At 49.5% G+C, this 14,118-nt stretch carries 14 protein-coding genes; 8 read left to right on the top strand and 6 right to left on the bottom strand.

Annotation, left to right across the window (positions count from 1 at the left end; genetic code table 11):
• Positions 1 to 5: 5 nt before the first annotated feature.
• From NSMM_RS07750 to gspG, 6 genes are read right to left on the bottom strand one after another with little or no spacing between them, the layout of a single operon-like run.
• Complete coding sequence (locus NSMM_RS07750) at positions 6 to 560, bottom strand: hypothetical protein (protein WP_090286256.1); 555 nt, start codon at positions 558 to 560, stop codon at positions 6 to 8.
• Positions 561 to 562: 2 nt separating this feature from the next.
• Positions 563 to 1,099, bottom strand: coding sequence for a PilN domain-containing protein (locus tag NSMM_RS07745; protein WP_090286254.1), 537 nt, complete (start codon positions 1,097 to 1,099; stop codon positions 563 to 565).
• Positions 1,092 to 1,955, bottom strand: coding sequence for a hypothetical protein (locus tag NSMM_RS07740; protein WP_143001892.1), 864 nt, complete (start codon positions 1,953 to 1,955; stop codon positions 1,092 to 1,094). The genes NSMM_RS07745 and NSMM_RS07740 overlap by 8 nt, the downstream gene beginning before the upstream one ends.
• Positions 1,936 to 3,627: a GspE/PulE family protein gene (locus tag NSMM_RS07735; protein WP_090286250.1), complete on the bottom strand. Its 1,692-nt coding sequence runs from the start codon at positions 3,625 to 3,627 to the stop codon at positions 1,936 to 1,938. The genes NSMM_RS07740 and NSMM_RS07735 overlap by 20 nt, the downstream gene beginning before the upstream one ends.
• Positions 3,624 to 4,811: a type II secretion system F family protein gene (locus tag NSMM_RS07730; RefSeq protein WP_090286248.1), complete on the bottom strand. Its 1,188-nt coding sequence runs from the start codon at positions 4,809 to 4,811 to the stop codon at positions 3,624 to 3,626. Before NSMM_RS07730 ends, NSMM_RS07735 begins: the two co-directional genes overlap by 4 nt.
• Positions 4,812 to 4,836: 25 nt before the next feature.
• Positions 4,837 to 5,271, bottom strand: a complete 435-nt coding sequence (gene gspG / locus NSMM_RS07725; protein WP_090286343.1) for a type II secretion system major pseudopilin GspG — start codon at positions 5,269 to 5,271, stop codon at positions 4,837 to 4,839.
• A 323-nt stretch (positions 5,272 to 5,594) separates the two neighbouring features.
• On the opposite strand from gspG, the gene dapF reads away from it, so the two are divergent.
• From dapF to prsR, 8 genes are all read left to right on the top strand, one after another.
• On the top strand, positions 5,595 to 6,422 hold the full coding sequence (gene dapF, locus NSMM_RS07720; protein ID WP_090286246.1) for a diaminopimelate epimerase: 828 nt from the start codon (positions 5,595 to 5,597) through the stop codon (positions 6,420 to 6,422).
• 496 nt (positions 6,423 to 6,918) lie between these two features.
• On the top strand, positions 6,919 to 8,073 hold the full coding sequence (locus NSMM_RS07710; protein WP_090286242.1) for an NAD(P)/FAD-dependent oxidoreductase: 1,155 nt from the start codon (positions 6,919 to 6,921) through the stop codon (positions 8,071 to 8,073).
• A gap of 47 nt (positions 8,074 to 8,120) precedes the next feature.
• Positions 8,121 to 8,588, top strand: a complete 468-nt coding sequence (locus NSMM_RS07705; protein ID WP_090286240.1) for an SRPBCC family protein — start codon at positions 8,121 to 8,123, stop codon at positions 8,586 to 8,588.
• An 86-nt stretch (positions 8,589 to 8,674) separates the two neighbouring features.
• On the top strand, positions 8,675 to 9,136 hold the full coding sequence (locus NSMM_RS07700; RefSeq protein WP_090286238.1) for a PAS domain-containing protein: 462 nt from the start codon (positions 8,675 to 8,677) through the stop codon (positions 9,134 to 9,136).
• Between the two features lie 27 nt (positions 9,137 to 9,163).
• Positions 9,164 to 9,670: a DUF1499 domain-containing protein gene (locus NSMM_RS07695; protein WP_090286236.1), complete on the top strand. Its 507-nt coding sequence runs from the start codon at positions 9,164 to 9,166 to the stop codon at positions 9,668 to 9,670.
• Positions 9,671 to 9,693: 23 nt separating this feature from the next.
• Positions 9,694 to 12,057 carry a penicillin acylase family protein gene (locus NSMM_RS07690; RefSeq protein WP_090286234.1) on the top strand — a complete coding sequence of 788 codons (2,364 nt, stop codon included), beginning with the start codon at positions 9,694 to 9,696 and terminating at the stop codon, positions 12,055 to 12,057.
• A gap of 14 nt (positions 12,058 to 12,071) precedes the next feature.
• A complete protein-coding gene (locus NSMM_RS07685) occupies positions 12,072 to 12,551 on the top strand; it encodes a hypothetical protein (protein ID WP_090286232.1) in 480 nt (159 codons plus the stop codon).
• 86 nt (positions 12,552 to 12,637) lie between these two features.
• Positions 12,638 to 14,038 (top strand): PEP-CTERM-box response regulator transcription factor, encoded by a 1,401-nt coding sequence (prsR, locus tag NSMM_RS07680; RefSeq protein ID WP_245654728.1) that lies wholly within the window; start codon positions 12,638 to 12,640, stop codon positions 14,036 to 14,038.
• Positions 14,039 to 14,118: the final 80 nt, after the last annotated feature.

Here is a 14,118-nt window from a genome sequence, read left to right as displayed (position 1 = left end):
AAAACTTAATAATCATTCAAATATAGATACATCCCCAGGCTGGCATCGATTCTGCCAGCCTGGATGTTCTCACGTTTAATGACAACACTCGCCAATGCCAGGGCAGGCACTGCCTGCAGTGCATCGGCAATGAAGGCCCGGAGTTGGGGATAACTGCCCCGCACTGGCAGCTGGATTTCGTAACGCGCTAGCTTTGCCTCTTTTTCCAGCACCAGACGGTAATCTCCCCGGCTGACTTCAACTCCCCGGTTTTTGGCAATCTTGTCCAGTTCGTTGATCCAGAATGGAGAAGAATCGCTGCGTGGGAAAAAATCATAGAACACCTGCAGCGCCTGGTCATCATTCAATTGGATCTGCTCCGGAAACTCAGCTCGTATACTTTCCGCTGTTTTTACTTTCTTTTTCAATGTATTTTTGGTTTGCTCCTGCGGCAGGACCGCTGCGAATAAGACTACCAGCGCCAGCACCAGCATACCCAAACCCAACTTACCGACATTACTCAAACACGCAAGACGCCAGCGCAGTCTGATCAGTGAATGACTGAAATTGAATTTCGCCATGCCTAAATGGAGTCCAACCAGGTAAGTGCAATCAGGAAATTGACCGGGCGCTGTGGGTGATCCTGCCTAATGCGGTAATTGACCAGATGAGCATTTTTAAAAACTGGTTCCCGTTCCAGCGCTTCAACATACTCAACCAGCCCTTGCAGGTTCTTTGCCTCACCTGAAATGCGAATGGCACGATTGGCAGCGTTAGGTTGTAGCGACAGTAATGAGACATCTTTGCTGGCTGCCAGCTCCAGAGAATCAAACACCGGTTCCCACGGTAGATTGAGCCAGCTGATAATTTCCCTCGCCTGTTTCACCTCCTGCTGGGTGACCTGAGTGACACGTGTCGATGCAGCTCTGGGAGAGATACGCTGTTTTTGCTGTTGGAGCAATTGTGCTTCGCGCGTTTCCCATTTAGCCATTTTGCCCATGGTGATTTTAAGTTGGAAGAAAACCACGATCAGTGCGAGTATTCCTAACAACAGCAGCAGATAGTCGACCACGCCTATTGGTCGCTTTCGATAAGGGAAAGTTAATTTAAGGCTACGCATAGGCGCTCACTTGACTTTCTGGCAATGCTGTAAATGGGAACTGGGCGGGAACAGGCTGTTCTGATTGTATCAGTCGTTCAAAATACCATCCCTGTACTTGCGGTAGCTGCCATTCGATCGTAGCAGGGGCAAATACCTGTACCCGTTGCGGTCGAGTATCAGCCGGCTGACCAGACAGGATTGCTTCCTGTTCCAGTGCGGACAACAGCTCCTGCTCAAGATTGTCGACAATCCGCTGATTGCGGATACCCCGCCAACGTCCAGCCAGAATAGATGCCAGACAGAAACGATTGTTTTCGATCAGCACAAACCACAGCTGCTCGCTGGACAGCTTCCTGGACCAATAATCAAGTGCTGCAGCTAGATAGGGTTCGGTATATTTAAGTTTCAATTCGTGGCGTACGGCAAAATGCTCAAGTGCCGCCAGTAACCCCAGTGAAACTCCAGCGCATAGGCCCCCATCCAGCGGATCCCAACTACTTATGCTCAGTGCCCATTCTTCGACACGATCCCCATAAGTCTCGCGCATCTGAAAACTGGCATAAGTTATCAGTTCGTCAGGACTCGCCAAAGCTGATTGTGGCGCAATCACTCCGTAACGCACAAAATCATCTGCCAGCGTTATCCGTAAGTCGCTACCAGCCTTGATCTGCGTATTGAGGAGTTCCATAAGCTGTTCCAGCTGATGCAACGGTAATTCCCATGGCAATGGCTTTGTAGTCGGATCAGCCAATTGTGGGCACATAACGCGCTGCCGGAACAAGGGAAACGGTTTGAAGCCACGTGACTGCCCGGCGACAATCACCTGATCGGGCGCCAGAAAAACCGCTAATTGATCACGCCACAATCGTGACACGGTTCGCCTCCTGTAAGCTCGTTTGCCCGGATTTGACCATATTCAGGGCTGCCTCACGCAAGAAGTGCGTACCGTTATTGCGTGCTGCCTCTTTGATGCGGCGAATCGGCGCCTGGGCAACGATCAGCTCCCGGATTTCGTCGTTCAGCAGTAAAATTTCCGCAATAGCATTACGTCCCCGATAGCCGCTCCCTCGGCACTGTCCACAGCCTTTCGATACCTGGAAGTTATACTGTTTCGCTTCTTCCAGCGATATGCCGGAAACCTCGATCATTACATCATCAGGCTGCTCCGCCACCGTACAATGCGAACACAACACCCGCACCAGGCGTTGCGCAACGATGCCATTCAGCGCCGAAACAAAGCTGTAAGGATCCACGCCCATGTGTGCAAAGCGGCCAATGACGTCAAACACATTATTGGCATGCACCGTAGTAAATACCAGATGACCGGTGAGCGCCGCCTGAATGGCAATCTGGGCTGTCTCGGCATCCCGGATTTCGCCGACCATGATCTTATCGGGATCATGCCGCAGGATGGAACGCAAGCCACGCGCGAACGTCAGCCCCTTTTTTTCATTGACGGGAATCTGCAGCACACCCGGCAATTGATATTCAATCGGATCCTCAATAGTGATGATCTTGTCATGACCATGATTGACTTCCGAAATAGCGGCATAGAGAGAAGTCGTCTTGCCGCTGCCGGTCGGTCCTGTCACCAGCAGCATGCCATAAGGCTCGGAACTGAGGCGGCGAATGCTGGCAATGGCCGCACTGTCAAAACCAAGTTGATTGAGCGTCAAACCATCAACATGATCGGTCAATGCTTGCCGGTCAAGTATCCGCAGCACAGCATCTTCACCAAAAATACTGGGCATGATAGAGACGCGAAAATCAATCTCCCGCCCCTGAATTTTGACCTTGAAACGACCATCCTGGGGAATGCGGCGTTCGGCAATATCGAGATCGGACATGACCTTGATACGCGAAATGACCTGTTCAGCAAGATCCGCGCCCTGCATCACGCCAATCGTTGACAAAACGCCATCGATGCGATATTTGATCGACAGTGCACCTGGCGCAGTTTCAAGATGAATGTCACTGGCTTGGGATTTGTGTGCATCATATAAGGTGGACTGCACCAGCCGTACGACCTGACTGGTCCCTTCATGAATAGTCTTGAGCGACAGCTCCTCGATACCGGCATGCAGCAGGTTTTCCTGTGAAGCGGGCAGTACATTGTCCATCGCGCGCATGCTGGCTTCCTGCTGGGCAAAAAATGCAGCCAGATCGGCCGGATGTACCAGATACCACAATGCGTTCACCGGGATGAATTCTTCTGCCCATGCGCGCAAACCCGGACGAAACGGATCACTGACCGCCAGTAAGTAAGTCGAATCCTTTTGTAACAACACACATTCCTGCTTGACCGACTGGGCAAAAGGTAACAGGTCAAAAGCCGTTGTTGCCGCGTGCAAATCCTGCATGGTCAGCACCGGCATATACAACATCTTACCAAGTGCAGCCGTCAGTTCTTCTGGTGTACCGGAAAATTCTTCTTCCAGCGCCTTGATCAACGAAGTTCCACGAGCGGCGGATTGCTCGCGTGCCAGCGTAATCTGCTGCAGGTCAATTGCCGGAGCGGTTGAGAAAATGGTGTCTGTCTGATTCAATTAATACTGCCCGCCAGCTCAAAAATGGGAAGATACATAAGAATAATGATGCCTCCGATAACGATTCCAATCACCGCCATCAGCAGCGGCTCGATCAGCTTGGTTGTCCACTCGACCCATCGGTTAATCTCTTCATCATGAAAATTGCCGATGCGCTCCATCATGTCGCCCATCATGCCGGTGCGCTCTCCGACACGCAACATGCGGCTGCCAACCGCAGTCGTTAATTCGGCGCTTTGCATAGCCTCGGAAATGGTTCTCCCTTCCCGAATCAGGGTCGCGGCAATCTTTACCCTGGGGCGAAAATGCGGTTGTAACAGATTACTGACCATTTCCAGCGCCTGCGTAACCGGAATGCCGCCACGAAGCAGCATGCCCAGCGTCTTGTAGAAGCGTGCAAGTTGATATACCCGCATTCTTTCACCAACAGCAGGAATTCGCCATAACGCCTGTAGCATCTGTGCCCGAATCTGTGGCTGGGAGAAGGTATAAGCAATCACAGTCAGCACTCCCGTGGCAATAACCGCCAGCACCCAGCCATTTTCCTGCACAAGATGCCCCCACTGAATCAGCAGCATCGACATCCATGGTAAATCCGTGCCGATGTCTTCGTAGATTGCGCTGAATTTAGGTACGACAAATACCAGCAAGAAAACTGCCACCAACAAACCCAGTACCAACAGCAGCACGGGGTAAATTGACGCCCCCACCAGTTTTTTGCGCACCAGGTCCATTTGCGATTGATAAACCAGGTAACGTGTCAACGCTTCGGCAAGATCACCCGTGCGCTCGCTTGCCCGTACCGTGGCAACATACAACGCCGGAAATGCCTGTGGGTGAAATTCCAGTACACGTGAAAATGTCATGCCTTCGTATAGGCGTGTCAGCAGATTATGCAACAGTTCACGTACCGCGTTATCTTCTTCTTTTTCAGCCAGCGTCTCGATACTTTCTACCAGACTGAGCCCCGCGTTCAGTAACGCGAGCAGTTCCTGTGAAAAATTGGGCAGGGGGAAACGGGTATTGGAGAAACTCGGCAATAGTTCTGAGAAATTTCGCCGCACACTGAGCACCATTCCACCCTGGGCACTGATTTTCTCACGAACCTCAGCTTCACTGCTCGCCTCCAGCTCCAGCGATACGGTTCCCTGTTTGGCCATCAACGCCTTGACCTGATACCGCATGATTATTGGTGATGCAATTTACCGGTTACCAATTGGTGATATCTGCATCTTCACCTGTCCCACCCGGCTGACCGTCCTTACCGAATGAAAGTAGATCAAAATCGCCTCGCTCGCCCGGATATTTATATTGATAAGGATTGTTCCACGGATCCGCCGGCAAACGCTTGCTCAAATAGGGCCCCTGCCACCTCGGCTCATTTCCAGGATTGGCGAGCAACGCATTCAATCCCTGTTCGGTGCTGGGGTAATGCCCGACATCCAACCGATATTGGTGCAGGGCTTTTTCAAGAGAATCAATCTGTGCCTGCGCCATTTTGACTTCCGATTTACCCACCTGTGAAAAATATTTGGGACCGACATAGGCAGCCAGCAGGCCAATAATGACCATTACTACCAGTAATTCCAGCAAAGTAAATCCACGTATACTAGCCATACGCGGCAACACGCAAACATGCTTCATATTTAGATAACCTTTGATTTTGAAATTGAGTATCTGGACAATTCTTTGCAAGCCAGCACATAGTCAAGCATCGTGCTACATGAGAATCACAGCAAATAGTCTTGCTGGCATGGGTGACAACAATAAACGAACAGAACTTTTTACGTTTAATTGGATGACAATAGTAGAGTCGCGTTCCTTCCTGGTCAAGCGGGAATTTTAATTTAGGGATACCGCCAAAAGTCTGCCATTCGCCACAACACTTCGTCGCTCAATAATTATACTTACTCGCCTGTACGAGCCATCAGGTAAACGCCGAAGTTTATCAAAATAATATTACATTTATGAAGCTAAAATTCACGAAAATGCAGGGCCTGGGCAATGATTTTATTATCATCGACAACATTCACCAGACGTTTGTACCGGATGCAGAGCAAATCCGCCGTTTATCAGACCGCCACTTCGGTATCGGTTTTGACCAGCTGTTGCTGGTAGAAAAAGCCAAGGGTGATGCTGATTTTCGTTATCGAATATTCAATGCGAATGGCGAAGAAGTGGAACAATGTGGCAATGGCGCACGCTGCTTTGTGCGCTTTGTGCATGAACAGGGATTAACTGACAAAAAAACTATCCAGGTCGAAACTCTTCAAGGAGTCATTACCCCTACACTGAGAGCAGATGGTGAAATATCGGTCAACATGGGTGTTCCCCGCTTTGAACCGGCGGATATTCCCTTTCATGCAAACCAGCGTTCCCTCACTTATCCATTGACTATCAATGGTAAGCAGACCGAGATTTGTATTGTATCCATGGGCAATCCCCATGCCGTACAAATCGTACCCGATATCGAGCATGCGCCCGTTGCCGGTGAAGGACCGCTGATCGCAACTCATCCTTATTTTCCAAACGGCGTCAACGCTGGCTTTATGCAAATCGTAGATCGCTCACATATCAAACTGCGAGTTTTTGAACGAGGTGCGGGTGAAACACTTGCCTGTGGCACCGGTGCCTGCGCTGCAACCGTTTGCGGCATTCTGCTGCGGAAACTGGATAACGATGTTTTGGTGACCACATCAGGCGGCACGCTTCGCATCCGCTGGCAAGGAGCAGGCCAGCCAGTGTGGATGACGGGACCAGCAGAAACGGTATTTACCGGTGAAATCAAACTGTAAAACAATAAAATGACCAGCCTATCATATTGATCGTTTTAAGCGGCTTAACGATACCTATGACCATGCTGGGGGGACACGGTGGTCATCACCATTGTACAAGCCTTATTTGAGGAATTCCGTGAAACCTACCTATTATGTCGTTCTGAAAAATAGAAACGCTATATTTCCCCCTGAAAAACACTCCCGCTGAAGAAACCTGGCATATCGCGCCGAACGTATTCGAGCAACATTCAGCAATTCGCTAGCACCGCGGTTCAAGCAGAATAACCGAATGCGGTAACCTCAAGTTTTGGAGTCGCATCTTTGACTCCGTCAATACCCGATCTACCGTTTCCGGTCGATCCTGCTGACCAGGCACTGAGCCGCTCGGAAGAAAATGGCAAAAATTGTGTGCGCTACCTGGGAAATTATATGGTATCTGAACAGGAAAATTACAGCGTTATACTGCTTGCTATGCTACGCTTGCTTTTCCAGAAACCACTGAAGAGGGCAGCAAATGGCTTTTCTGCCATTATATATACCAGGTAGCAAGCGGCTGAAGATTGTGATTGCGGGCGGTGGCTATGCCGGCATTGCCGCAATGACGACGCTGTATCGGTATATGCCTGAAGCGGAAGTCACGTTGATCGATCCGAAAACGGAGCATCTCAAGATAACGCATTTGCATGAGACTTTCCGTTATCCTCTGACCGACTTTCTAGTACCTTTTTCGATATTGACGCAGCAATTTGGCTGCCGCCATGTTCAACATTCACTGAATATCACTGCTGGTCACCTGAAACAATGGCAGCAAGGAAAATGTATCCAGATCGATGAGCATACCCTGCCATTCGATTATCTGCTGATTGCAACCGGTGTACACGCCAATCAGAACAACTTTGGGGAACAGGTACTGGGGCTGGATGATTTTTCCAGAACAGCAGGATCAGACTTGCTTGATTCATATCTGTCTGCATCGAGTGATGTGGAGACTTTCATTACCATTGTGGGTGGCGGTGCGACTGGCATCCAGTTTCTATTCGAGATTGCCGATTTCCTTCGCCGTATGCGCAGTGCTTGCAGGCTGCGACTGATCGATAGCGGTGAGCACGTTTTGCGCCAGTTTCCAGCTGATTTCTCCCGGTATGTGCAAGCCCGCATGCAGGAAGAAAGCATCGAATTCCATCCATCGGTTCGTTTTGTCGGCCAGCAGGGAAATCAATTATTGCTCAAGCATAAAACGACCGGCCAAGACTTTACTCTACCTTCGATGCTATCACTGGTATTTTCGGGCAAGCAGGCGGAAACACTCAAAACCAACAGCTTCGGACAGGTCGTAGCTGATCAGGATATCCTGACCAACATCTTCGCTGCAGGTGATTGCACGCATTATCAGTCATTCGGCTCCAACGCCATGACCGCGCAATCCGCAGTACGCAAGGGAAAGCTCGCGGCGCGCAACCTGCTGCGCCACTCTGGTATCATCAAAATCATGGAGCCTTATCTGCATCGAGATATTGGCTATGTCGTCAGCCTTGGGGCCACAGATGCGGTCGGCTGGCTGGCAATTGAAAACAATGTCGTGACAGGCATGCCCGCATTGCTGATCAAGGAAGTGGTCGAAGCACAGTACGACTTATTGTTAACCGGCGTGGATACCTATCTGATATAAATCAGCCATAGATTCATGATTGTGTCGCGCCAGCAGGAGACTGTTTCATGTTTAATTTGTTTAACGATACTGTGGTTGCCGGTACAGCCAGCACAGAAATTCAATGTTCAAACGAAAAGCTGTTTGATTTTATCGGCAACCAGTTACTGACGAACTACCCACGATGGTCGCCCGAAGTCCGGGAACTGGAACAACTCACTACGGGTTCTATTACACAGGGCACCTTATGCCGCCAGGTTCGAGTAGATCAGGGAAATCAATCGGAATCAACTTTCAAGGTGGTCATTTTCAACCCGACATCCAGAATCTGCTTCGAAGGGGTATCCAACCCTTTTCGCTGTGATTATGTACTGGAAGCAACTGATCAGAACGCAACGCGCATATCATTTACTTTTGAACTGCTACGCTTAGAGCTGCACATGCGTCCTTTTGAAAAATTAATACGATTTGCGGTTCAGGATGGCAGCGAGCGCACCGTGCGTAATATCCGCAAGCTGATAGAGGCAGAGCACTAGGGTCAGGAAAAACCGCGGCCTAGTTTTTAGAACACCCACTTGAAATTGTCACACGACGGTTGCAGGTACAATATTGGAGAAAAATAATGGATTTTATCGTTGAAAAAGACCCAGGGCTCATTCCACAGGTATTGTCAAAAATCCTGGATTCATGTGTCAATGGCATTACTCTGGCCGATCCCGATCAGGAAGATCTGCCGCTGGTATATGCCAACAAGGCTTTCGAAATTATTACCGGTTACTCCCAGGCAGAAACGCTTGGACGCAATTGCCGCTTTTTACAGGGTACCGATCATGACCAGCCCGAGCGCCTGCGCTTGAAAGAAGCGATTAAAAATAAACAACCAGTTAAAATCGTACTGCGCAATTACCGTAAAAACGGAGAATTGTTTTATAACCACCTGAACATCACTCCGCTGTTCGATACTGACGGAAGATTGCTTTATTTCCTGGGAGTTCAATATGACGTGACTGGTCAGCATAATGCCGAAATAGAAATTGCACAGCTGAAAGAACAGATAGCTACCTTGTCTGGGACTCGTTCATAACACCCCAGAAATCCGGAAAATAGTTCCATGCTATTCATTAAATGGCTGCTTATCATTATCTTTGTAATGGCAGTGATTATGGTCGCAGCGGGCCAGCTAGGGCTGTTCAGAGGAAACCCGCCCGATGATCTTGGAGTACACGATGGCAGATTAAAGCCGCCAGCACCGACACCTAACAGTGTTTCCAGCCAGACCGCACTCTACCCAGAGCATCCCCAAAAAGACTATGCCACCATTGCTCCCATTAAAATTGATCGTAGCGGAGAAGTCATGTTGGCGAAGATCAAAACTATTGTTGCAACCACACCGGGCGCACAGATCGTCGAGAGTACTCCGGATTATCTCTACGCCCAGTTCACCACACCTATCCTGAAATTTGTCGATGATGTCGAATTCTGGCTTGATCCCGGCATGAACGTGATTCACGTCCGTTCCGCATCTCGTCTGGGCAAAAGTGATCTTGGCGTCAATCGTCGGCGCATTGAAACGACTCGATCGGCACTCCAGCAGTTTTCTGAAAACAGTATCGACTGAGAGTCAATGTTTTAAAAACAAACATGCTGCGGAAATCAGTCGTCATATTGTCTTTTTTGGTTGTCGCGATAGCCATTGCCGGGTGGTTATCTCTGAGGGGCAGTTTGCCACGCCATGAAGGAAAACAACCAGTAACTGGACTGCTGCACACCGTAACAGTAGAGCGGGATATCGCCGGTAGCGTTACGCTGACTGGCGATAACCGGCTGGATCTGGCACGGGCCCTGGGTTATGTTCACGCCCAGGAACGATTCTTTGAAATGGATTTATTGCGTCGCAAAGCCGCCGGCGAACTGGCAGAACTGTTTGGCAGCCTGGCCCTGCCGGCAGACCGACACGCACGCGTGCACCGTTTCCGCAGCCGCGCACAAGCGATGTTTATAACATTGCCAAGTAATCAACGTGCGCTGTTGAATGCCTATACATCAGGGATCAATCAGGGTCTGGCAGATCTCGCGATCCGGCCATTTTCTTATCTGCTGACACAGACTGCTCCTCAAAGCTGGCTCAACGAAGACAGTCTGCTCGTAATCATGGCCATGTACCTGACCTTACAGGAAGCCAGCATCCATCGTGAGCCAAAATTTTCCGTGATGCGCTCTATCCTGCCGGCGACTGCCTATCGTTTTCTAACTGCCAGTGGCGGTGAATGGGATGCCCCGCTCGATGGCAAGCCGTTCGAATGGCCACCCTTTCCAGTTGAAAGTGAGCTGGATCTGCGCACACTCGATAAAGACCTGTTGCAGGATATCGAATTTGAGGAGGTCTATTCGGCGGGCAGCAACGGCTTTGCCGTCATGGGCAGTATGGCAGATGGCAAAGCATTGATTGCCAATGACATGCATCTTTCCCTAAGGGTGCCAAATTTATGGTTTCGCACCCGCCTGATTTACCCTGATCCTGAGTACCCGGAGCATATGATTGATATTACCGGTGTCAGCCTGCCGGGCGCACCCGCAATCGTAGCAGGTGCAAATCGTCACATTGCCTGGGGATTTACCAATGCTTACGGTGATTTTGCCGACTGGGTGCGGATCACCCTTCATCCGGAGGATCCTTCCCTTTATCATGATCGAGGCGAATGGAAACCATTGACAGTTTATAGTGAAACGATAAACGTCAAGGGAGCTCCCGTCGAAACACTCACAATCGCTGAAACTGATTGGGGGCCAATTCTGGAAAATGATCACGATGGCACCCCGCTTGCACTCGCGTGGACTGCGCATCGTACTGGTGCCGTCAATCTTGATCTTATTCGGCTCGAATCAGCCAAAACCGTTCATGATGCTGTCAAAATTGCTCCAGATATTGGCATTCCGGCGCAAAATTTCATTCTCGGAGACAGCGCTGGTGATATTGCATGGACAATCGCTGGCCGCGTACCCGCGCGTCATGGTAATTTCGATAGCACTCTACCCGCGAACTGGGGGAAAGGCGACATCGGTTGGCAAGGCTGGGCAGCAGCCGAAGACTACCCGCGCATCAATAATCCCCCTGGCAGGCGGATCTGGAATGGCAATTCACGCATGATCGACGGTAACATGCTCAAGTGGTTGGGGGATGGCGGTTATGAATTAGGTGCCCGCAGCCAGCAGATTCGTGATGGGTTACTGATGCGCAATCAGCTCTCACCTACGGATTTGCTGGCGATACAGCTGGATGACCGCGCAATATTGTTGGAACGCTGGAAGCAGTTACTTGATGATGTCCTGTTGAATCAGACGGCTGGCTGGAGTCAGGCCATGCAGCAGGGATTACGTGATTGGGATGGACATGCCTCCGCCCAGTCGGTATCCTACCGGTTGGTGAGGAATTTTCGCCATGAAGTCATGCGAAGCACATTGAGTGGATTTGCCGCAAAAATAAAAGCCAGTCAGCCTGATTTCACATTACCACGACTGAATCAGATCGAACATGCCGTCTGGCAGCTACTCGAACATCAGCCACTGCACTTGCTACCACCAGGCTATCAAAATTGGCCAAATCTGCTTGCGTCAGGTGCTGAACGTATTGCCAGAATAGCTCGATCGCAACCAGGAGGAATAGCAGCTTACTCCTGGGGAAAAGAAAATACCGCAGAAATCCGGCATCCACTCAGCCAGGCGCTACCCGAATGGCTGGCCAGATGGCTGGACATGCCGGCTGATCCATTACCTGGCGATCATCATATGCCACGCGTCCAGGCGCCCGATTTTGGAGCTTCAATACGATTTGGAGTAGCGCCGGGTGATGAAGCCGCCGGATATTTTCACATGCCAGGCGGACAAAGCGGCCACCCACTCGCCCCCTACTATGGAAATGGTCATGCTGACTGGGTAACCGGACATGCCAGCCCGTTTTTGCCCAGCGCAGGCAAATACAGGTTGTTATTAATTCCCGCTAATTAATTATAAGGTCTGATATGAAAAAATTTTTCCTGATACTGATCAGTGTGTGCATCGGTCTATTCTCAACCAGCGCTATCTCCAGCGATCCAGATACGCGTCACATCATCCCACTCAATATGATGCAGCGCCATCATATTTTATCCGAGATGCGTGCCTTGCTTGAAGGTACGCAAGTTATCCTGCAATCTCTCGCTAAACAGGACATGGCTGCAATTGCCAAACACGCACGCAGCCTGGGTACAGAAATGCCCCATACTGGCGAGCAACACTTACACGGAATTCTGCCAAAACCTTTCGTTGCGATGGGTATGCAGGTTCATCGGGGATTTGACCAGATTGCAACAGAAGCCGAAACATCACGACATCCTGAGACCATCCTGCAACGATTGAGTGATATCACCCGTATCTGCGCAGATTGTCATGCCGGTTACCAGATCAGGTTACGCGCATCATCTGGCCATACAGAGTTAGATAAACCCCATCACAAGCATTAGAAACTGCAGTTAACCGGCTACAAATGTTTATCAGATAACAATATCTCAATATATTTGAAATCGTGTCGATATAATTTACATTCTCAATGATTGACACGATTCAAGTGATGACAACTAATACACAAAAAAAATTGCTGGTAGTGGAAGATGATCCAGGACTACAAAAACAGCTACGCTGGAGCTTTGATAACTTCACTGTGGTAACTGCCACTGACCGGGAAAGTGCGCTGGCCCAGATGCGGCGGCATACGCCTGCAGTTGTTACCATGGATCTCGGTCTGCCACCAGATACAGATGGCGCAACAGAAGGACTTGCCACCTTGCAACAGATTCTGGAGCTGGCCCCCGATACCAAGGTTATCGTATTAACCGGCAATCAGAATCGCGAGAATGCATTAAAAGCCATTAGCTTGGGAGCGTATGACTTCCATCAGAAACCTTTTGATGCAAACGTGCTCAACCTGATTGTCAACCGGGCATTCTATCTGCATCAACTACAATGCGAGAACCGCGAACTGCTCGAGCCCTCCGCAAATACAACCATACCTGGTTTCATTTCCAATGATCCGGGTATGGTCAAGCTTTGTCAGCAAGTACAACGTGTTGCATCATCAGATATTTCCGTCGCATTGCTGGGAGAAAGTGGCACTGGAAAGGAACTGCTGGCGCGCGCACTACATGAACTGAGTAATCGAAAGAAACATCATTTTGTAGCAGTTAACTGCGCAGCCATTCCGGAAAACTTGCTGGAATCCGAGTTATTTGGTTATGAAAGAGGAGCGTTTACCGGTGCAGTAAAACAAACACCAGGTAAAATTGAGCTGGCTCAGGGAGGCACTTTCTTTCTCGACGAAATCGGAGACCTGCCATTCTCATTACAATCCTCATTATTGCGTTTTCTGCAGGAACGTAAAATTGAGCGAATTGGAGGACGTGAGGAAATCCCGGTTGATGTTCGAATCGTATGCGCAACTCATCAGAGCCTGAAAGACATGATTGCCGCCAAAACCTTCCGGGAAGATTTATTTTATCGCTTGAGCGAGACCACGATTCAAATACCCCCATTACGTGACCGTGTGGGAGATGCTGTATTACTTGCACATTTTTTTAAAAACCGATTTTGCGTCAAGGATAAACGTCAAGGATTGAATTTTAGCCAGGAAGCACTGAACGCGATTGACCGTCACCAGTGGCCAGGTAATGTGCGTGAAATTGAGAACAGCGTCAAACGTGCGGTCGTGATGGCGCAAGGTAATCAGATCTCGGTGGAAGATCTGGGTCTGATGCCTGCCAACAAACCAATTGAATTGACCACTCTACGTGAAATACGGGAAAAAGCAGAATGTGAAACCTTGGTCAAAGCTCTCGCCAGAGTAGATGGAAATGTTGCCAAAGCAGCAGAAATATTGGGTGTGACCCGACCGACTCTCTACGATTTAATGAACAGGCACGGTCTTAAAGGCAATGTTAAAAATATTACACATTAAGCAGAGTCAGATACGGGTAAGTATATTAATCAGCATATAGTTTTTCTGCACATAACAATTTTAAAACGCAGCGAAGAATA

Origin of the sequence: Nitrosomonas mobilis (assembly GCF_900103035.1) — a bacterium.
GTDB classification, from domain to species: Bacteria; Pseudomonadota; Gammaproteobacteria; order Burkholderiales; family Nitrosomonadaceae; genus Nitrosomonas; species Nitrosomonas mobilis.
The sequence above is the reverse complement of the archived record's forward strand: the minus strand, read 5'-3'. Positions and strand labels throughout refer to the sequence as shown.

Coding starts and splice junctions, on each gene's coding strand:
- NSMM_RS07750 (WP_090286256.1), bottom strand. CDS start 560: ATGGCGAAATTCAATTTCAGTCATTCACTGATCAGACTGCGCTGGCGT.
- NSMM_RS07745 (WP_090286254.1), bottom strand. CDS start 1,099: ATGCGTAGCCTTAAATTAACTTTCCCTTATCGAAAGCGACCAATAGGC.
- NSMM_RS07730 (WP_090286248.1), bottom strand. CDS start 4,811: ATGCGGTATCAGGTCAAGGCGTTGATGGCCAAACAGGGAACCGTATCG.
- gspG (WP_090286343.1), bottom strand. CDS start 5,271: ATGAAGCATGTTTGCGTGTTGCCGCGTATGGCTAGTATACGTGGATTT.
- dapF (WP_090286246.1), top strand. CDS start 5,595: ATGAAGCTAAAATTCACGAAAATGCAGGGCCTGGGCAATGATTTTATT.
- NSMM_RS07710 (WP_090286242.1), top strand. CDS start 6,919: ATGGCTTTTCTGCCATTATATATACCAGGTAGCAAGCGGCTGAAGATT.
- NSMM_RS07705 (WP_090286240.1), top strand. CDS start 8,121: ATGTTTAATTTGTTTAACGATACTGTGGTTGCCGGTACAGCCAGCACA.
- NSMM_RS07700 (WP_090286238.1), top strand. CDS start 8,675: ATGGATTTTATCGTTGAAAAAGACCCAGGGCTCATTCCACAGGTATTG.
- NSMM_RS07695 (WP_090286236.1), top strand. CDS start 9,164: ATGCTATTCATTAAATGGCTGCTTATCATTATCTTTGTAATGGCAGTG.
- NSMM_RS07690 (WP_090286234.1), top strand. CDS start 9,694: ATGCTGCGGAAATCAGTCGTCATATTGTCTTTTTTGGTTGTCGCGATA.
- NSMM_RS07685 (WP_090286232.1), top strand. CDS start 12,072: ATGAAAAAATTTTTCCTGATACTGATCAGTGTGTGCATCGGTCTATTC.
- prsR (WP_245654728.1), top strand. CDS start 12,638: ATGATTGACACGATTCAAGTGATGACAACTAATACACAAAAAAAATTG.